Source organism: Thermodesulfobacteriota bacterium (assembly GCA_036397855.1).
Lineage (GTDB): Bacteria > Desulfobacterota_D > UBA1144 > Nemesobacterales > CSP1-2 > DASWID01.
Genome location: DASWID010000058.1, coordinates 19,186 through 34,191, shown reverse-complemented (window position 1 = coordinate 34,191; position 15,006 = coordinate 19,186). Strand labels below are relative to the sequence as shown.

General features: G+C 40.5%; 15 protein-coding genes. 7 read left to right on the top strand and 8 right to left on the bottom strand.

Going from position 1 to position 15,006, the window contains the following annotated elements; genetic code table 11:
* A partial coding sequence (locus VGA95_04585; protein ID HEX9665819.1) for a DUF308 domain-containing protein occupies nucleotides 1-443 on the bottom strand: 443 nt, incomplete at its 3' end.
* A gap of 639 nt (nucleotides 444-1,082) precedes the next feature.
* Here VGA95_04585 and VGA95_04580 point away from each other — a divergent pair.
* Complete coding sequence (locus tag VGA95_04580; protein HEX9665818.1) at nucleotides 1,083-1,487, top strand: hypothetical protein; 405 nt, start codon at nucleotides 1,083-1,085, stop codon at nucleotides 1,485-1,487.
* Nucleotides 1,488-1,649: 162 nt separating this feature from the next.
* Here VGA95_04580 and VGA95_04575 read toward each other — a convergent pair whose 3' ends face one another.
* From VGA95_04575 to VGA95_04560, 4 genes are read right to left on the bottom strand one after another with little or no spacing between them, the layout of a single operon-like run.
* Nucleotides 1,650-2,285 carry an ABC-type transport auxiliary lipoprotein family protein gene (locus VGA95_04575; GenBank protein HEX9665817.1) on the bottom strand — a complete coding sequence of 212 codons (636 nt, stop codon included), beginning with the start codon at nucleotides 2,283-2,285 and terminating at the stop codon, nucleotides 1,650-1,652.
* Nucleotides 2,282-3,262, bottom strand: a complete 981-nt coding sequence (locus VGA95_04570) for an MlaD family protein (protein ID HEX9665816.1) — start codon at nucleotides 3,260-3,262, stop codon at nucleotides 2,282-2,284. The genes VGA95_04575 and VGA95_04570 overlap by 4 nt, the downstream gene beginning before the upstream one ends.
* 35 nt (nucleotides 3,263-3,297) lie before the next feature.
* Nucleotides 3,298-4,059: an ATP-binding cassette domain-containing protein gene (locus tag VGA95_04565; GenBank protein HEX9665815.1), complete on the bottom strand. Its 762-nt coding sequence runs from the start codon at nucleotides 4,057-4,059 to the stop codon at nucleotides 3,298-3,300.
* Between the two features lie 18 nt (nucleotides 4,060-4,077).
* Nucleotides 4,078-5,223 carry an ABC transporter permease gene (locus VGA95_04560; GenBank protein ID HEX9665814.1) on the bottom strand — a complete coding sequence of 382 codons (1,146 nt, stop codon included), beginning with the start codon at nucleotides 5,221-5,223 and terminating at the stop codon, nucleotides 4,078-4,080.
* A 288-nt stretch (nucleotides 5,224-5,511) separates the two neighbouring features.
* On the opposite strand from VGA95_04560, the gene VGA95_04555 reads away from it, so the two are divergent.
* The 6 genes from VGA95_04555 (at nucleotide 5,512) to VGA95_04530 (ending at nucleotide 11,338) form a co-directional block, all read left to right on the top strand.
* Nucleotides 5,512-5,898 (top strand): hypothetical protein, encoded by a 387-nt coding sequence (locus tag VGA95_04555; protein HEX9665813.1) that lies wholly within the window; start codon nucleotides 5,512-5,514, stop codon nucleotides 5,896-5,898.
* A gap of 796 nt (nucleotides 5,899-6,694) precedes the next feature.
* On the top strand, nucleotides 6,695-6,958 hold the full coding sequence (locus tag VGA95_04550; GenBank protein ID HEX9665812.1) for a GlsB/YeaQ/YmgE family stress response membrane protein: 264 nt from the start codon (nucleotides 6,695-6,697) through the stop codon (nucleotides 6,956-6,958).
* 331 nt (nucleotides 6,959-7,289) lie between these two features.
* Nucleotides 7,290-9,704: a TolC family protein gene (locus VGA95_04545; protein HEX9665811.1), complete on the top strand. Its 2,415-nt coding sequence runs from the start codon at nucleotides 7,290-7,292 to the stop codon at nucleotides 9,702-9,704.
* Nucleotides 9,705-9,740: 36 nt separating this feature from the next.
* Nucleotides 9,741-9,929 carry a hypothetical protein gene (locus VGA95_04540; GenBank protein ID HEX9665810.1) on the top strand — a complete coding sequence of 63 codons (189 nt, stop codon included), beginning with the start codon at nucleotides 9,741-9,743 and terminating at the stop codon, nucleotides 9,927-9,929.
* A gap of 208 nt (nucleotides 9,930-10,137) precedes the next feature.
* Nucleotides 10,138-10,704 carry a hypothetical protein gene (locus VGA95_04535; GenBank protein ID HEX9665809.1) on the top strand — a complete coding sequence of 189 codons (567 nt, stop codon included), beginning with the start codon at nucleotides 10,138-10,140 and terminating at the stop codon, nucleotides 10,702-10,704.
* Nucleotides 10,705-10,912: 208 nt separating this feature from the next.
* Entirely contained in the window at nucleotides 10,913-11,338 is a 426-nt protein-coding gene (locus VGA95_04530) for a hypothetical protein (protein ID HEX9665808.1), read from the top strand.
* 86 nt (nucleotides 11,339-11,424) lie between these two features.
* Here the strand turns inward: VGA95_04530 and VGA95_04525 are convergent, their stop codons facing one another.
* The 3 genes from VGA95_04525 to VGA95_04515 all read right to left on the bottom strand — a co-directional run bounded on the left by VGA95_04525 (nucleotide 11,425) and on the right by VGA95_04515 (nucleotide 14,687).
* Nucleotides 11,425-11,805 (bottom strand): glycine zipper domain-containing protein, encoded by a 381-nt coding sequence (locus VGA95_04525; protein ID HEX9665807.1) that lies wholly within the window; start codon nucleotides 11,803-11,805, stop codon nucleotides 11,425-11,427.
* An 88-nt stretch (nucleotides 11,806-11,893) separates the two neighbouring features.
* Nucleotides 11,894-12,571: a hypothetical protein gene (locus VGA95_04520; protein ID HEX9665806.1), complete on the bottom strand. Its 678-nt coding sequence runs from the start codon at nucleotides 12,569-12,571 to the stop codon at nucleotides 11,894-11,896.
* Between the two features lie 91 nt (nucleotides 12,572-12,662).
* Nucleotides 12,663-14,687 carry an FAD-dependent oxidoreductase gene (locus VGA95_04515; protein ID HEX9665805.1) on the bottom strand — a complete coding sequence of 675 codons (2,025 nt, stop codon included), beginning with the start codon at nucleotides 14,685-14,687 and terminating at the stop codon, nucleotides 12,663-12,665.
* Nucleotides 14,688-15,006 lie beyond the last annotated feature (319 nt).

The window sequence follows — 15,006 nt, the reverse complement described above, 5'->3', positions numbered from 1 at the left end:
GCGAGTATTAATGAAATAATACCGCTAGCGAGAACCCAACTCCAGTTTTGTGTAGACTTCATTTGAAAGGCATAAATGATCTTAAAGATTCCCTCTACCAGCAAAAATGCAGCTAATATAAGAACCAGTGTGAGCACTCCCTTTAGAGGATTTGCAAGCAATAATATTCCAGCGATTACAAATATAATTCCACTCAATAATATTAAAAGAAATTTCCCCCGGTTACCGGATGAAAAAGCACTTACGATTGAAGTGATTCCGCAGATGATAAAGATCCATCCGAGCATTAAATCGACAGCCAGAGCCAGTGCATATGGAGTTCCAAGGGCAATGATACCCAGTATAATAAAGACTACACCGAGAGCAAGAAGCCACCCCCAACCCTTCTCCAGGGCACGAGCTTCCAGGGATTGATGTTCAGCTTGAGTCGTATCTGATGTCATTATACAGTACCTCCTTCTATATAAAATTGTCAAATAATCATGGAATCAGAAAATACTTGTACAATTACACACCCTTTTTAAGACCTCATGATAAAATTTTTAATTTGCGAAGTCAAATCATCCAGTTTTAACTTGATAATTCCCTGTAGCTTGCTAAAGAGGCTTCCGCTGTCATCACGATGCCAGCCAACCCTGCCGTGATTAATAGCCTTAACAGAGAACCCCCAAGACATATCTCTGGATCCCCGACAAAGCTTGTCCTCGAAATCCTTGGTCGGGGATTCCTCGGGGATGACAAACTAGATGTCTCCCGCGGATTGTAAGCGGGAATCCAGGCTTGGTCCCATTGCGTCATTTGGAGGAATTTTACTTTGAGGCAATCTCCTCTTTTTTTACCTGTTTTAGATTACTTCGTCCTCGTCGATCCCCTTCGACCAGGTTCAGGACAGGCTTCGATGAACTCAGGACTCAGGGTTCCTTGCACGAGCATGACATACCCATAGTTTGGTACCAATACATTTCCCTTGCTAGAAAGGGTTTCATTGATTTGTAAGTTCTGTTTAATCTTATAAAATTAAAGAATTTGATTAGACAAAATACGTTAAATTACTAAACTTACGTTTTTAAGGATCTTATAAAATGAAACCCACAATATTCGCAATCTTGACCCTGCTTATCGGTGTAGTCCCTGGGTATTCAATCAACTGGGAATTTATTACATCAGTTTCCACTCCTGATGGTATAGAAATCTCATATTATATAGATACAGATGAAATTGGAATAACAAATGGCATTAGAAGTTATAAAGAGAAACGGATCTATACCAGAGGAAAATCATTAAGGAATATTGGTACAGTACAGATTATTGGCTATTTTGATTGTGACAACGAATATTACGTAAAAGGCAGTATCTCCTTTTTTAGCCCTGAGGACAAATATCTCGACGGTTATATATTCACAGGGGATGCAAATAAATGGGAACAGATTAGTCCCGGTTCAAACCGTATGATTTATGAATACGTTTGTACATTCAACAAACGCTGAATCGCCTTCGGGCACAAAATTTTTTATTTATTCAACACCACACGTCTCATATCCTAATAACCTCAAATTAACACCTCTATCCATTAACCAAGTAACAGAATGAAATACCCTTTGCTATAGGCCTGTTGATTATTATCATTTCGAGAGGAACATGGGATGATCCTATTGCGAAGCTTCTAAATTTAGCTTACTGAGATCACTTTCTAATTCAGTCAAGGTTTGATTCAGGGCTTCATTCCATCCATTAACTAACGCTGTTGGGGATTGAGAAGTAATATCGACAACTTTCTGGTAACTTTTATTAAAAACAATGCTATTCTTACCAGAATCTTCTTTAATCAAAAAGAGCTGGGCTGACAGTACAGCCTTCGGTAACCCCGTGTCACTATAATCGCCATATATGCTATTGATATATCCATCTAATATATAATCGGGTGGTACTTCACTGGGTGCGACGACCACATATTTAAACGCGCTAGCTTGTGAAAACCATTTAAATGCTTCTTGGGTTATAAGTGAAGCAGGTGACTTAAAAAATTGGTTATAAAAGTCAGACTCGTAACCATCGCCACTTACACGGTACACAAATTCATTTCCATAGTAAGCAGGCGAAACTCGAAAATTACGAATTTCAAGAACCGAATGCTTAGAACTCTCATTGTAATTGTTTGATGGCGTTACATCGAAGACATAGTATTTTCTTTCTGGATAATTCTTTTGCAAACCTACACATCCTAAATTCAGAATTAATAAATTAAAGACAATGAGCCAAATATATCCGTAGTGCTTAAGTATCATTTAGGTGCCTCGTTCAACTTTGGTGGAGGATTGCCAAAAAGAATCCACGACGGATAGTTGTTTGCTATATTCATGAACCGTCTAAGATCCTCCGAAATTACAGAAATATTCTGAAGAATTGTTGTAATTTCTGCTTGACGACTTGCTACCAAACTATCAAATCTATTCAAGATGGTATTTAACTTAGATACCACCTCTGGCAAATCTTCAGAACCAGTCTTTATATCTTCCAATGACTTATTAAGATCCTTTAGACTTTGTTTTAATTCCTCGCTACCGGTTAAAGAATCCAAATTCGCCGCGACCTTTTTAAACTCCAGTATTGTATTCTGGAGACCCTGGCTCACATTAGCAATCTCAGCATCCTCGACTGACTTTGTCACAACCTCTAACAGTGTTTGTATATCATCCGCAATTTGCTTGAAGTTAATTTGATTTATGCTTCTTGTCAGCTCTGTGACCGAATCGGTGATGGTTGTTAGGGTACTTGGGGCAGATGGTATATAAAAATACTCGGGTTTCCAGTCGATTTTGTAACGGGGATACTGATCTGGTTCAAAGAATCCTCCATTTAAAAATGCCACTCCGGTAACACCCTGAGACGCTAACTGCAATCTAAACCCCTTCTCTACTAATTTCTCAACCCTCTCCTCGAATTCCCTATAAGTATCGATTTCCCTGCCCAGTGTCTCTGGATAGTAAAAACCTCTTACCATTACATATGGTGCAGATCGAAAATCAGATTTATATACACTGCGCACAAATGATATTTCGCTTACCGCTCCAACATCAACTCCGAGAACCTTTACAGGCGCACCCACTGAAAGCCCCTGTACTGATTGGTCAAAATAGGTCTCAAAATAGATTTTCTTACGAAAATATTTACTCCCACCAAAAACCATAATACCTATAAATAAAATTACCAATCCGACAATAACAAATATGCCAACTTTGAAAAAATCTGGTTTTCTGCTCATAAAATTAATTTAATTATTAGATTCTTATGTATATATCACGCTGCTACCTCAGACTCCACCTGTCTGTTAAAAAATTGCCGCACCCAGGCATTATCAGATTGGTCACGCAGTTCCTGGGGCTTACCAGTTGCAACTATGCCTTTTATACGTTTATCTAGCATAATGACTCGATCCGCTATCGTGTAGATGCTCGGCAATTCATGGGTTACAACAACAAATGTTATCTTAAGATTTCGAGAAAGGCGCAGGATTAGCTCATCGAGCTCAGCAGATGTGATAGGGTCCAGTCCTGCTGAAGGCTCGTCCAGAAAAAGAATGAGCGGATCCAGTGCCATTGCCCTCGCTAAGGCAGCACGCTTCTGCATCCCTCCACTAAGCTCAGAAGGCATTTTATTTTCAGAACCTGAAAGCCCTACAAGCTTCAGTTTCATGAGAGAGATGAGATCCATCGCTTCAGGAGAAAGATCTGTATATTCCTCAAGGGGCAGCCGAACATTTTCGAGTATCGTCATGGATCCAAAGAGTGCCCCGCTCTGATAGGCAACCCCGATCTTCTTTAAAATCCTAAGACGATCTTCTCCTTCGGCAGTGGAAATGTCATCACCATCAATAATAATTTTACCCGCGGCAGGTGCGTATAGACCTATCATGTGTTTTAGTACTGTACTCTTCCCGCATCCCGATCCACCAAGAATGACAAAAACTTCGCCAGGACAAACATCGAAGGATATATTATCTATTATTACACTACCTCCGTAAGCAGCGGTAAAATTTTCAACTCTAATAATTGGATCCATATCTCCACCCATTTTCATTTAAATCCCTAAGAAGTAATAAATAACCCCAAAAACACCGTCTACAAATATAATCAACACAAGGCCAATAACAACAGCCGAGGTGGTAGAATCTCCAACCGCTGATGCGCCTGTCTTGGTTCGAAGTCCCTCCATACATCCAACACCCGCTATTATAAATGCAAAAACAACTGATTTGATAAGGCCTGCCAGAAGCATAACATATGTTGCCGCAGACACTATTTGATCGACATATGTTACGATAGTAAACCCCAGAGAAAGCATAACCACCAATCCGCCTATGAGACCAAACAGATTTCCAAATATAGTAAGAACCGGTATCATAACGAATGATGCCAACACCTTAGGTACGACCAAAAATCTAACCGGTTCGAGCCCCATTGTAGTGAGCGCGTCAATTTCTTCATTTACCTTCATAGTGCCAAGTTCTGCTGCAAAGGCTGACCCGCTACGACCATTAACCACCCAAGCGGTCATCAGAGGCCCGAGCTCCTTGAACATAGCAATCACAATCAGGTCCGCCACAAACAACTGTGCGCCGTATTGCTGCATAGGTATTGCGGCTTGAAAAGCCATTACAAGACCGATAAGAAAACATACGAGTGCAACGATAGAAAAGGCATTAACACCAATCAATTCAGAAGTGATGAAAAAATCTTTCCATCGAACACTTTTGGGATTAAGCATTGCATAAAAAAGTGCAACCACTATTTCCCCCAGAAATGATATGTTAGCTTCTATCCCCCGAAATATATCAATTGTTTGCCTGCCAACGTTCACAAAAATGTTCGAAGGTTCAGGTGCCTCTATCTTAGCTTCGATGAACTCACTAGGTTTGAATTGGTCAAATAATTGTTGAAACTCTTCTGCCAGTCCTAGAATCTCAAACACTCCACCTCTTTGTATTTGCTTTAACTGGAGATCAAACAGAAGAGCAATTCCAGTACCGTCACAGTAACTCACTCCGGAAGCATCTAGAATGACCTTTTCCGGAGAATATTTATCAACCGCAAGTAATGACTCGCGCCACATTTTCCCGGTTGAATTCGAATCAAGTCTCCCATCGATTATTAGCTTAAGAGCCCCTTCCTCGATGACTTCAGTATTAAGAGAGACAGTATTAATAGCTCGTAACGTATTCTCCATGATTATTAAATATTCAATATGACTTTATTTAGTATTAGATTTTTGCTGAACAATAAGAATTTTAATTAACGAAAGACGGCGTTAGTATAACAAACGCCGTTCATCCCAACAAATGCACACACAACAAATACATGAAATGTATTACCAGCCGTAATTAACCTCGTGATACTCTTACACAGCTGAGTTTTCTCACAGTTATCATGTGTCAATACATTAACGCATTACGTGTGCGAAATTAATTAACTTGAAATCCCGTATTTTTCGTATATTTTATCTAGGCTGGTACAAATGATAAAAAACATTATTCTAGTAGCTCTAATCCTTTGCACGAATGTTCGGGCATCTCATGCCTCTCTGTTAACGAATTTTGTACATAGTGCAATAGGATATTATGATTCCTTAGTCAGCGATAACGATATTCCGGAATTCGACTCTCGTAAAACAAAACAATTAGTTCAAGAAGAACCCTTGATTCCTGAAGAAGAACCATACCCGGAAGAAGAAGGCGTAGCACCACCCGAAGAACCATATGTTCCCGAAGAAGAACCTTATTTACCCGAAGAAGATCCTAACTTGCCGGAACAGCCTTACGTACCTGAGGAAGAACCACTTTTACCAGAAGAGCAGCCGTCACTACCAGAGCAGCCTTTCGAAGGGGAACCAGAGAGCTGGTGAAGATGAACCGGAGGGGCGGCAACGCCATCGCAGTGAAAATGAAGTAAAGGGGGGGTAATAATAAGGGGAGTCAGGCCTATATTCTTGTAATTCAGTTTTTTTACCTAAAATAAAAGGTATATTGTCCACGATTTTCTCGGAGAACAAAATGTTAAATGCGGCGAGTTAGTTTAGTGAAATACATGCCGTAATAATACAGGCATGACCCCGTTCTTCTTGAACACTTTCACATAAAGATCAATATAATTTGACTACCAATGCCTTGGCGCGAGAATGGAGATGTAACAATAAGAAAAATTATTGAAGATAAAAGATATAAAAATTTCGTATGCCTTCTATAATGTTTTATTGATGACCAACAGTCCTTGATATTTAAACTGTTCTCCATTTTGTTTCCTCCAGCAAAGAGCTTCATTCATTATTCTCACCGCTGTATGATTTATTTAAAGAATTATTAATGAAAAACTAATATTGATTTAGCTTTCGATTGTTACTTTAAGACTAATAACATATCTTAAAAAATCGTGACTAAATACAATAAATCTTTCCCAGAATAAGAACACAAACACGGCAATACAGATAATACCGTTGGGCACAATCAAAGATTTATACTGTACTCATGATAAAAACGTCAAAACTTTGTCCCCAAATTCATTTTAAGCACAGAGAGTTGATTTCACAGGTAGTTCATTTTATACTGGTTCAAGATTGTAGAATCATTTGCATGTCATAGCATAAAGAGTTAGGCTAAACAGCAACTCAATGTTTATCCTTGCAAATTCCTTACGGAGGAAACATGGGAATCATTTCATGGATTATCCTGGGATTAATCGTAGGAGCTTTGGCAAAATGGATCATGCCGGGTGAGGACCCGGGTGGGATCATAATCACAATTGTCATTGGGATCGTTGGGGCATTGATAGGAGGATTCTTAAGCTCTCTCGTAGGCTTAAGCACAGTAACGGGATTAAACCTTTGGAGCATAATTATAGCGCTTGTCGGAGCTTTAATCTTGTTATGGCTCTACCGCATGGTTAAAGGTAAAGCTGGGCGAAAATAATTCTTGAAGCTTGATCAGAATCTATTTTTAATATCCCGTACACGTACCACTCTACTATTTTCTCGATTTCTGCGTTTTGAGAAAAAGCTTGGTGTTTAAAAATATAATATTCCCCTTTAGTTAATCGTGAAAGACCAAAAACATAAAGTAATACATGGGAGAACATTGGTTCACCATTTTTAACACTTATTAAACATAACACCAAAAAAGTTGTGCGTTGTCCCTATTTACTAAAAAATCAACCTTTGTCTTTTTAAAACTTATTTTTTTCAAATCCAAGGCTTTATGTATACTCTAATGTTTTTTGTTCCGTATGGGAGGATACCATAAGATGAGATCGGTAAAGCACGATATCACAAACAAATTACTACTTATATTATTTATCTTAATAGCAATACCGGTAAAATCTTATGCCCTACCAATAAAGCGAATTGGAATCGTAATTGACGGCCCTTCTGAACTTAATCAAAGGGCTCTGAGTATCTATAAGAAAGAAATTATTGCGGTCACGGAAGGGGAATTCGATGTTCAATTTCCCACGGATAAGATAATTCAGGCTGACTGGACTGCTGCAAGCGTTAGATCAGCAATTGACACATTGCTATCCGATCCCGGTGTAGACATCCTCATCGCACTTGGAATCATCGGTTCAACAGAGGTCTCTAAACGAAGGAACTTAAATAAACCTGTAATAGCACCATGGGTTATTGATAGGGGGTTATTAGGGCTCCCTATCAATGAAAAAGGAGCGAGTGGCGTAAGAAATCTGTACTACCTTGCAAGACCCATTACGCTAAGTAGAGATATACAAGTTTTCAGGGAGATAGTACCATTTAATAGAATGGCACTCCTGTATATGCCAATCGTTACTCAACTCATCCCTGACGTTGAAAATGTGGTCCAAAGAATTGCTAGAGAGCGAGGTATTGCAATAGTAACTGTTCCGGTCAAAACTTCCATAGAAAACACATTAGCCGCAATACCCGAAGATGCGCAGGCAGTTTTCGTCGCTCCCCTTCTACAATACACACAGGATGAATTGGATCATCTCTTTGACGGCTTGATTGAAAGGAAACTACCGAGCTTTTCGATGCTAGGCAGAAATGAAGTTGAGCGAGGTGTTCTCGCAGGTCTCACACCCGCTCAAAACTTAAACCGTGAAGCAAGAAGAGTGGCGCTGACAACACTAAGTATATTGCTTGGTGAAGATGCAGGTTCCCTCCCAGTTGAATTCCCTGTTCAGGAAGAGCTCACCATCAATATGGCTACCGCCCGTGCTATCGGATTCTCACCAAAATGGGATGTTCTAACGGAAGCTGATCTCATTCAGGAAGAACCGGAGGTATCCGAAAGGAAATTGACATTAGAAGAAGCTGTTGATGAATCCGTTAAAGTGAATCTTGATCTCTTGGCAATCGATAGATTTGTTGCAGCCGGCGCACAGGATATATGGTTAGCTATCGCACAACTGCTTCCTCAAGCACAAGTATCGCTTGACAATGCTTATATTGACAAAGACAGGGCTACGGCAAGCTTTGGAACGTTTCCGGAACGTTCACTAAGTGGATCAGCCAGTGTCCGCCAGTTGATTTTCGATGAGCCAACTTGGGCAAATGTTAGCGTGCAAAAATATCTTCAAAGGGCTCGTGAATTGAGCCGTGATCAGATAAGACTAGATATAATAGCGGCTACCTCAATTGGCTATTTGAATGTTCTCAGAGCAAAGACATTTGAAAAAATAAGAAAAGACAATCTCAATCTTTCAAAATCCAATCTTGAAATTGCTAAAAATAGACGTGATATAGGCGTTGCCAGCCCCGCGGAGGTGTTTCGCTGGGAGAGCGAAATATCTCTTGACCGAATTGACGTTGTCGACGCCGTAGCTCAAACCCAAAATGCAAAGATCCTAGTAAACCGGTTATTAAACCGCAGTCAAGGTGAAGATTTTGAAACGGTAGAAGTTGGAGTAGACGACCCTTCTCTAATAGTAAGCGACCCGAGACTTTATCCTTATATCGATAATCCAGGAAGCTTTAGCATCTTCATTGACTTCATGGTTAATGAAGGTCTAAACCAATCTCCTGAAATTAAAAATATTGACTCTCAGATAGCGGCTCAAGATCGAATCTTAAAGTCGACAAAACGAGCGTTCTGGCTCCCGTCCTTTTCATTTGTGGGAGACATAACACAGATGTTTGCTGATGGAGGAGCAGGTTCGGACGTAATTATACCTCAAGATTTCCCTTTACAATTGGAGAGTGTAGACGATACAGAATGGACTATTTTGCTTCAGGCTAAGTTCCCTCTCTTCCGAGGCGGGGCTAAAGTCGCAGATTATAAACAAGCCAGAGAAGCCGAATCGCAACTTCGATTTGAGCGTGACTCCACGGCAGAAAAGGTTGAAGAGAATATACGATCAGCACTAAACAACACCGGAGCCTCATTCCCAAGCATACGCTTTGCGCGAGATGCGGCAGAAGCTGCCCGAAAAAACCTAGATTTAGTTAGAGATTCTTACTCTAGGGGCGTTGTATCAATACTCGACCTTCTCGATGCGCAAAACGCTGCATTAGCTGCAGATCTAAATGCTGCGACAGCTGTATATGATTTCCTTATTGACCTAATGAACGTACAACGAGCCTCGGGTAAGTTCGACTTCTTTACCTCAGACGAAGAAAGACTGGAATGGCTCAATAGATTGGAGGAATTTTTCACTGCAGAAGGAATGAGACAGCCAACGCAATAGTTATTTATATTCATATTCTCATCACAGTATGATGAGGTGAAAGCTGTCGATATCAAACTGCTTAAATTAGACGTTAGAAAGGGCCCAGACTTTGGTCCTGAAGATGACCCCTTCAAAGACTTCAATCATCAGGGTATACGAATAAGAGAGTCAGATCAGTTACCTTTCATGGGTATGCCGGGGTATTACATAGCTTGGGGAGGCGAAGCAGAGGACTCGGCATGACACCTCTTCTACAGGATGCTTTCTTTGTTTCCATGGCCGTCACAATAATGTTCGGATTCCTTTTTGCAACTGTGCTTACCCTCATTTTTGTGCCTGTATTATACACAATCTTTTTCAGAATCCCCCCCTGCCACCTGAATATATCCCGTATATAAATGGATGAGTAAAAAGTTCTTTATTTGGAGAGGGATTTTAATTTGAGCACTTATTGTTTATATTATTAGCAATGGTAAGACCTAACATCATAAAGTTATTTTTAGTAAACGTTGTTATAATTGCCGCCTTTTATTTTTCGCTTTCAGACTACGTCTTTTCACAGACGACGGAGAGCGCACCAGATGGTAGCTCTGGGGGGGATCAGTCTCCCACAAGTGGTTCGCAACAACCTGCAATCATCCAAGGAGAATCGGACGTGCCCTGGTATTACTACTGGCCTGATGAAAACCTAAACCCATTTGGGATGTCCACGCTCGGAAATGAAGGAGGGGGATCAACGTTTGGAAAGAGCACGGAGAGGCCCAGCAATCTTCAGGTTAACCCCCCTATGCAGGAACAGATGCAGGATGACGACAATGTTGATGATGTAACAAATGATATTCCCATTGAAGATACTCTAAGCTCTCAAGAATCAATTTCTATTGGCTCCCCTTCAACCCCGGCCAAAAAACGGCCTATTTACAAGTGGGTCGATGATAATGGTGTAATACAGGTAACAAATGACCTCGGCTCTGTCCCCACTGAGTATCTGGATAAGATTACTATTAATGACCAATAGTAACGAGCAGAAACAGATCGAATAACAGATTCGAAATTGGATTCACTCAAATCTAATTTGCCGAAACCCATAGCGTGTATCAAACTTTTATCTCGCATTTTGACTAAAAGTAAATATTGCTTTTTCAGTGTGGACACTTAGAAAAACTTCAATTATTATTTTAACCCTAAACGAAATTAATAATCCAAGAGATATGCAGGAGGAAAAAATGCTAGAGTACACTTATTACCTTATATTGTTGACGATCTTTAGTCTAGTTATCACGTCAGGTAGAGCAACTGCTCAAGATCCTGTACAAGTTTCTCCCGAAATTTATAAAGTGATCCTAGACAACGATCAAGTCCGATTAATCGAGTATCAGGCCAAACCCGGTCAGATTGACAGAATGCATTCTCTACCCCAGCGTCTAGCATATAGCCTAACCCCAGCGAAGCTAAAGGTCGTGGCTCCCGACGGTAGTATTACTAACGTCGAGGCAAAAGAAGGAGAGGCTTACTGGCTGGGTCCTGTAACTCATTCAATACAGAACATTGGAACAACTGAAGCAAAGATGCTAATCGTAGAGATTAAGGATCAACAGGGAGGCTCAAGTATACCACTAAAACAAACGGATCCCTGGGGTTCACCCTGGTAAAAGAATAAACCGTCGATTCGAACTCGCTGATACAGATTTAGAGTAAAGACGAATTTCTCAATTCGTCAAATCTAGTAATTCTTGTTTTAATTAAGGACCTTATATCCCCTTCCGATCATGCAATTTCTATAAATTTGTTCATAATCTTTATTACCTTCATAGACGCCCTTAGCTCCACCTGCCACACCACCTATAACCGAACCAAGGGCTAGGCCCTTGACAGTATCGCCGGCAATTACCCCAATTAATGATCCGGTGCCCGCTCCAACCGCACCTCCAATTAATGCATCCTTGGCCACTGATTTCGTAGTACTTGTGTTTGCCTGTGCTAACGCACGGCATTCTGCACGATCCTGATAATATTTATCATCACTTCGTACAGACTGAGGATCAACCACGGGATTATAAGTAGCACATGACGCTAACATGCCCATTATTGAAAAGGCAAAAATTATTTTTCTCATCATTATTAACCTCCAAAATTTTACTGTTGATTTGTATAATTTTCAATGTTCTAACGATTACACCTCAGCACATTGAATTTGCAATCTTGATTTATTGTTTAACCTCTACGCCAACTTCCACAACGTCTCCACCAGCGGGTTCAACGAGCGCAAATCCTTCTAATGGTTTATATTCACCCAACACGTAATCTCGGATAGTTAACACACATTTGGTAACGCCGCTCTCTGGAAAACATGAATATAACATCATGTTTCCAGCCAAACTCGTGCTACCGTCCTTTACAAGAACAGATGGTTGTAATCCAAAATTGTGAACATCAAATCCACCTTTATCGTTTTTTTGAAGGTGAAACTCACCTTGGAATTGTACTTCGCTAGTCGTAAATGGTTCCTGTCCTTTATTCTCAATAGAAGTTTTTCTTACCTCTTCAGAAAATATAGCAGAACCACCCAAATTATGTACCACATCCAAAACATCAATTGCAATCTTTTGTTGAATTTCCCCATTCTTGCTGGTTGTGATTATTATCTTTACAGGTAGTTCAAATTGACCGTCATCAATATCAATAGCCTTCCCAAAAATCCTTTCTTTTCTAACATCCATTCCATCCTTTTTTATCTCACTTACAAGTGTTTTCTCTGCAAGTAAACTTTCGTATAACTGCCTAAATTGACTGACAGTTAAAGTATCATGGCTCGCCCGGACATTCGATAAACCCAGGATCAAAACTACCAGAGACACTGAGGTTATTATAAGAATTCTATTCATTTACGACCTCCTCGATCGATAACATACTAAATTGAAATATTATTTTACTGACAGAGAGTGGTAATGCAAGATTAAATCTGAAAATACATGATTAGTGCTGGGGTAAATGCTGCAGGACAAACTTCATTATTCTATCAATCCTAACATAACCCTTAATTTTGCGACTATCAAGATCTTCAACAACCGGCATCCATTTGATATCATGGAGCCGCATAGTTGCAGCTACGGACGGTGTTTCCTCATTTACTGTTACTATAATGGGATCTGCCTTCATGAATTCACGCACCTTTGTATGACGTTTAACCCCTGAATCTACGGCACGAACAAAATCTGTCCTGGTTAGAATACCTTTCAATGTATTGTCATTATCAACAACACAACAGTATTCCAGAGATTTTTCACTTAATAGGTTAAGTGCATCCTCAAAAGTGCTTTCTGGGTGTAAATATACATCCAAATGTTCTACAAACGACGAAAAGGGCTGGTTTTTTAGAATTTCATCAGCAAGGGGAAATCTTTGCCAAAGATATCCACTCCTTCTTCTCACAGCATTAGCGAGAATCTCACGAAAAGGGGCCATTGTGCTCGAAATTTGTTGAAAAACGTTTCTTCCCATTACAAGAACCTCGACAGCGGTTCGCGCACGTATGGTAGCGTTACGTGGATGGTTATCAATTAAAGCCATTTCCCCAAAGAAATCACCCGGACCAAGAACAGCTAGAATACTTCGAGATTTACCTTCTTCACCATTTCTAATTACCTCTACTTCACCACTCTCGATTACATAGAAATTAGTGCCAGGATCGCCTTGCATAAAAATACAGTCACCTGGTTGATAGTGAGCCCTCGATATACGATCGGTAGGATCTGCTTTTGGGTGTGCTAAGTCACGCGAATAAAAAAGATCCCATGCCCAATCGAAACCAACCTTGATTCTATGGGACAAGGAAGGAAGTTTAAACATATAGACGGTTCTCCAGAAAAACCAGGCGATGAAACCTGAAATATGCATTCCGAATATCTCAGCTACTGCATTATGTCCACCAATCGCACATAGCTGACCAATTGGTTTGAAGTAAAACGGTTTCGTTTTCTTTTCATTTAAAACCCGAATCATATTATTTGCAGCCAGCCTGCCCTGCCTTTCGGCAAACTGGCCAGTCGGAGGGCTAGGATTTCCATCAAATGAATTGACTATGTGCGCACAGTCTCCAATTGCCCATACATTATTGCATCCTTTCACTCGCATGTCGGGTTCTGTAAGTATCCGTCCTCGTTCTTTAGGAACATCTAACCTACCCAAAAATTGAGAAATGGCGTTACCGATTGTACTAACAACGGTAGCTCCCTGCATAAAGGTATCTCCGCTTATTCCTACTCCCTGAGGAGTCACAAAAGATACGCTGGTGTTCAAAACTATCTTAATCCCAGCCTCCTCCATTTTCACCTTAGCAAAGTCTCGGAGCTTGGTGGTTACCTCCGGAAGAAGCTGATCCCTTGAATGTATTATAGTCACTGAGATATCATCAGGTCTGATATTCTTGTAAAATTTCTGAGTCTCTCTTACCAAATCATTGATCTCTCCAGCAACCTCTACTCCGCTGAAGCCTCCACCTACAACTATGAATGATAGATACCAACGCCTCAATTCAGGATCGTCACAGACCTCCCCATTCTCCAACTGTTGCATAATATGGTAACGCAACGCAATAGCATCACCCACATTTTTGAGTGGAAAGGTATGGTCAGCCATACCAGGTATAACACCAAGATTCACAACCGACCCACTAGCAATCACTAGATGATCATAACTCATCACTCCCACTCTGCTTTCCGAACCTTCGTATTCGACGGTATCATTCACAAAATTTATTTTATTTATATCCTCAGTTCGACATAGTACACCGGGCAACAACTGCCTCAGAGAGACGGCGACCGAATCAGGGTTTATTGACGCTCCTACTACTTCAGCCAAAAGCGGCTGAAAAACCATATAGTTTTCACTATTGAAGAGAACTATTTCGTATTCCTCTTTAGGCAGTCCATTAAACAAGGTTTTAGCACACTTTACGCCAGCAAAGCCTCCTCCAATTATTATGATCCTCTTGGAAGACATTGAAACAATCCTCTAATATTTATTTAAATTTTAAACGATGAGATGATACTTAATTAACTATCATAGTGTCAACACAAGTATCGTTACGAAAGTGAATAGCCCTGTGGCAAAGCGCGGGGTACCGGCACATGAACGAAGGCGCTCTTCCGTAAACTGCCTTTTTGTCACGAGAAAAGCTTCACTGACCCGTCGATGGAGCTTACGGAAGGCTTAATCGAAGGGACTGGCTGGCTTATTCTGAAATGTAGCGGAAACCTTCCTTTGACAATCCTCCAGACATGTTAGGTTTCCATTCCTTATGTTTTCTCCATGCGGGGTT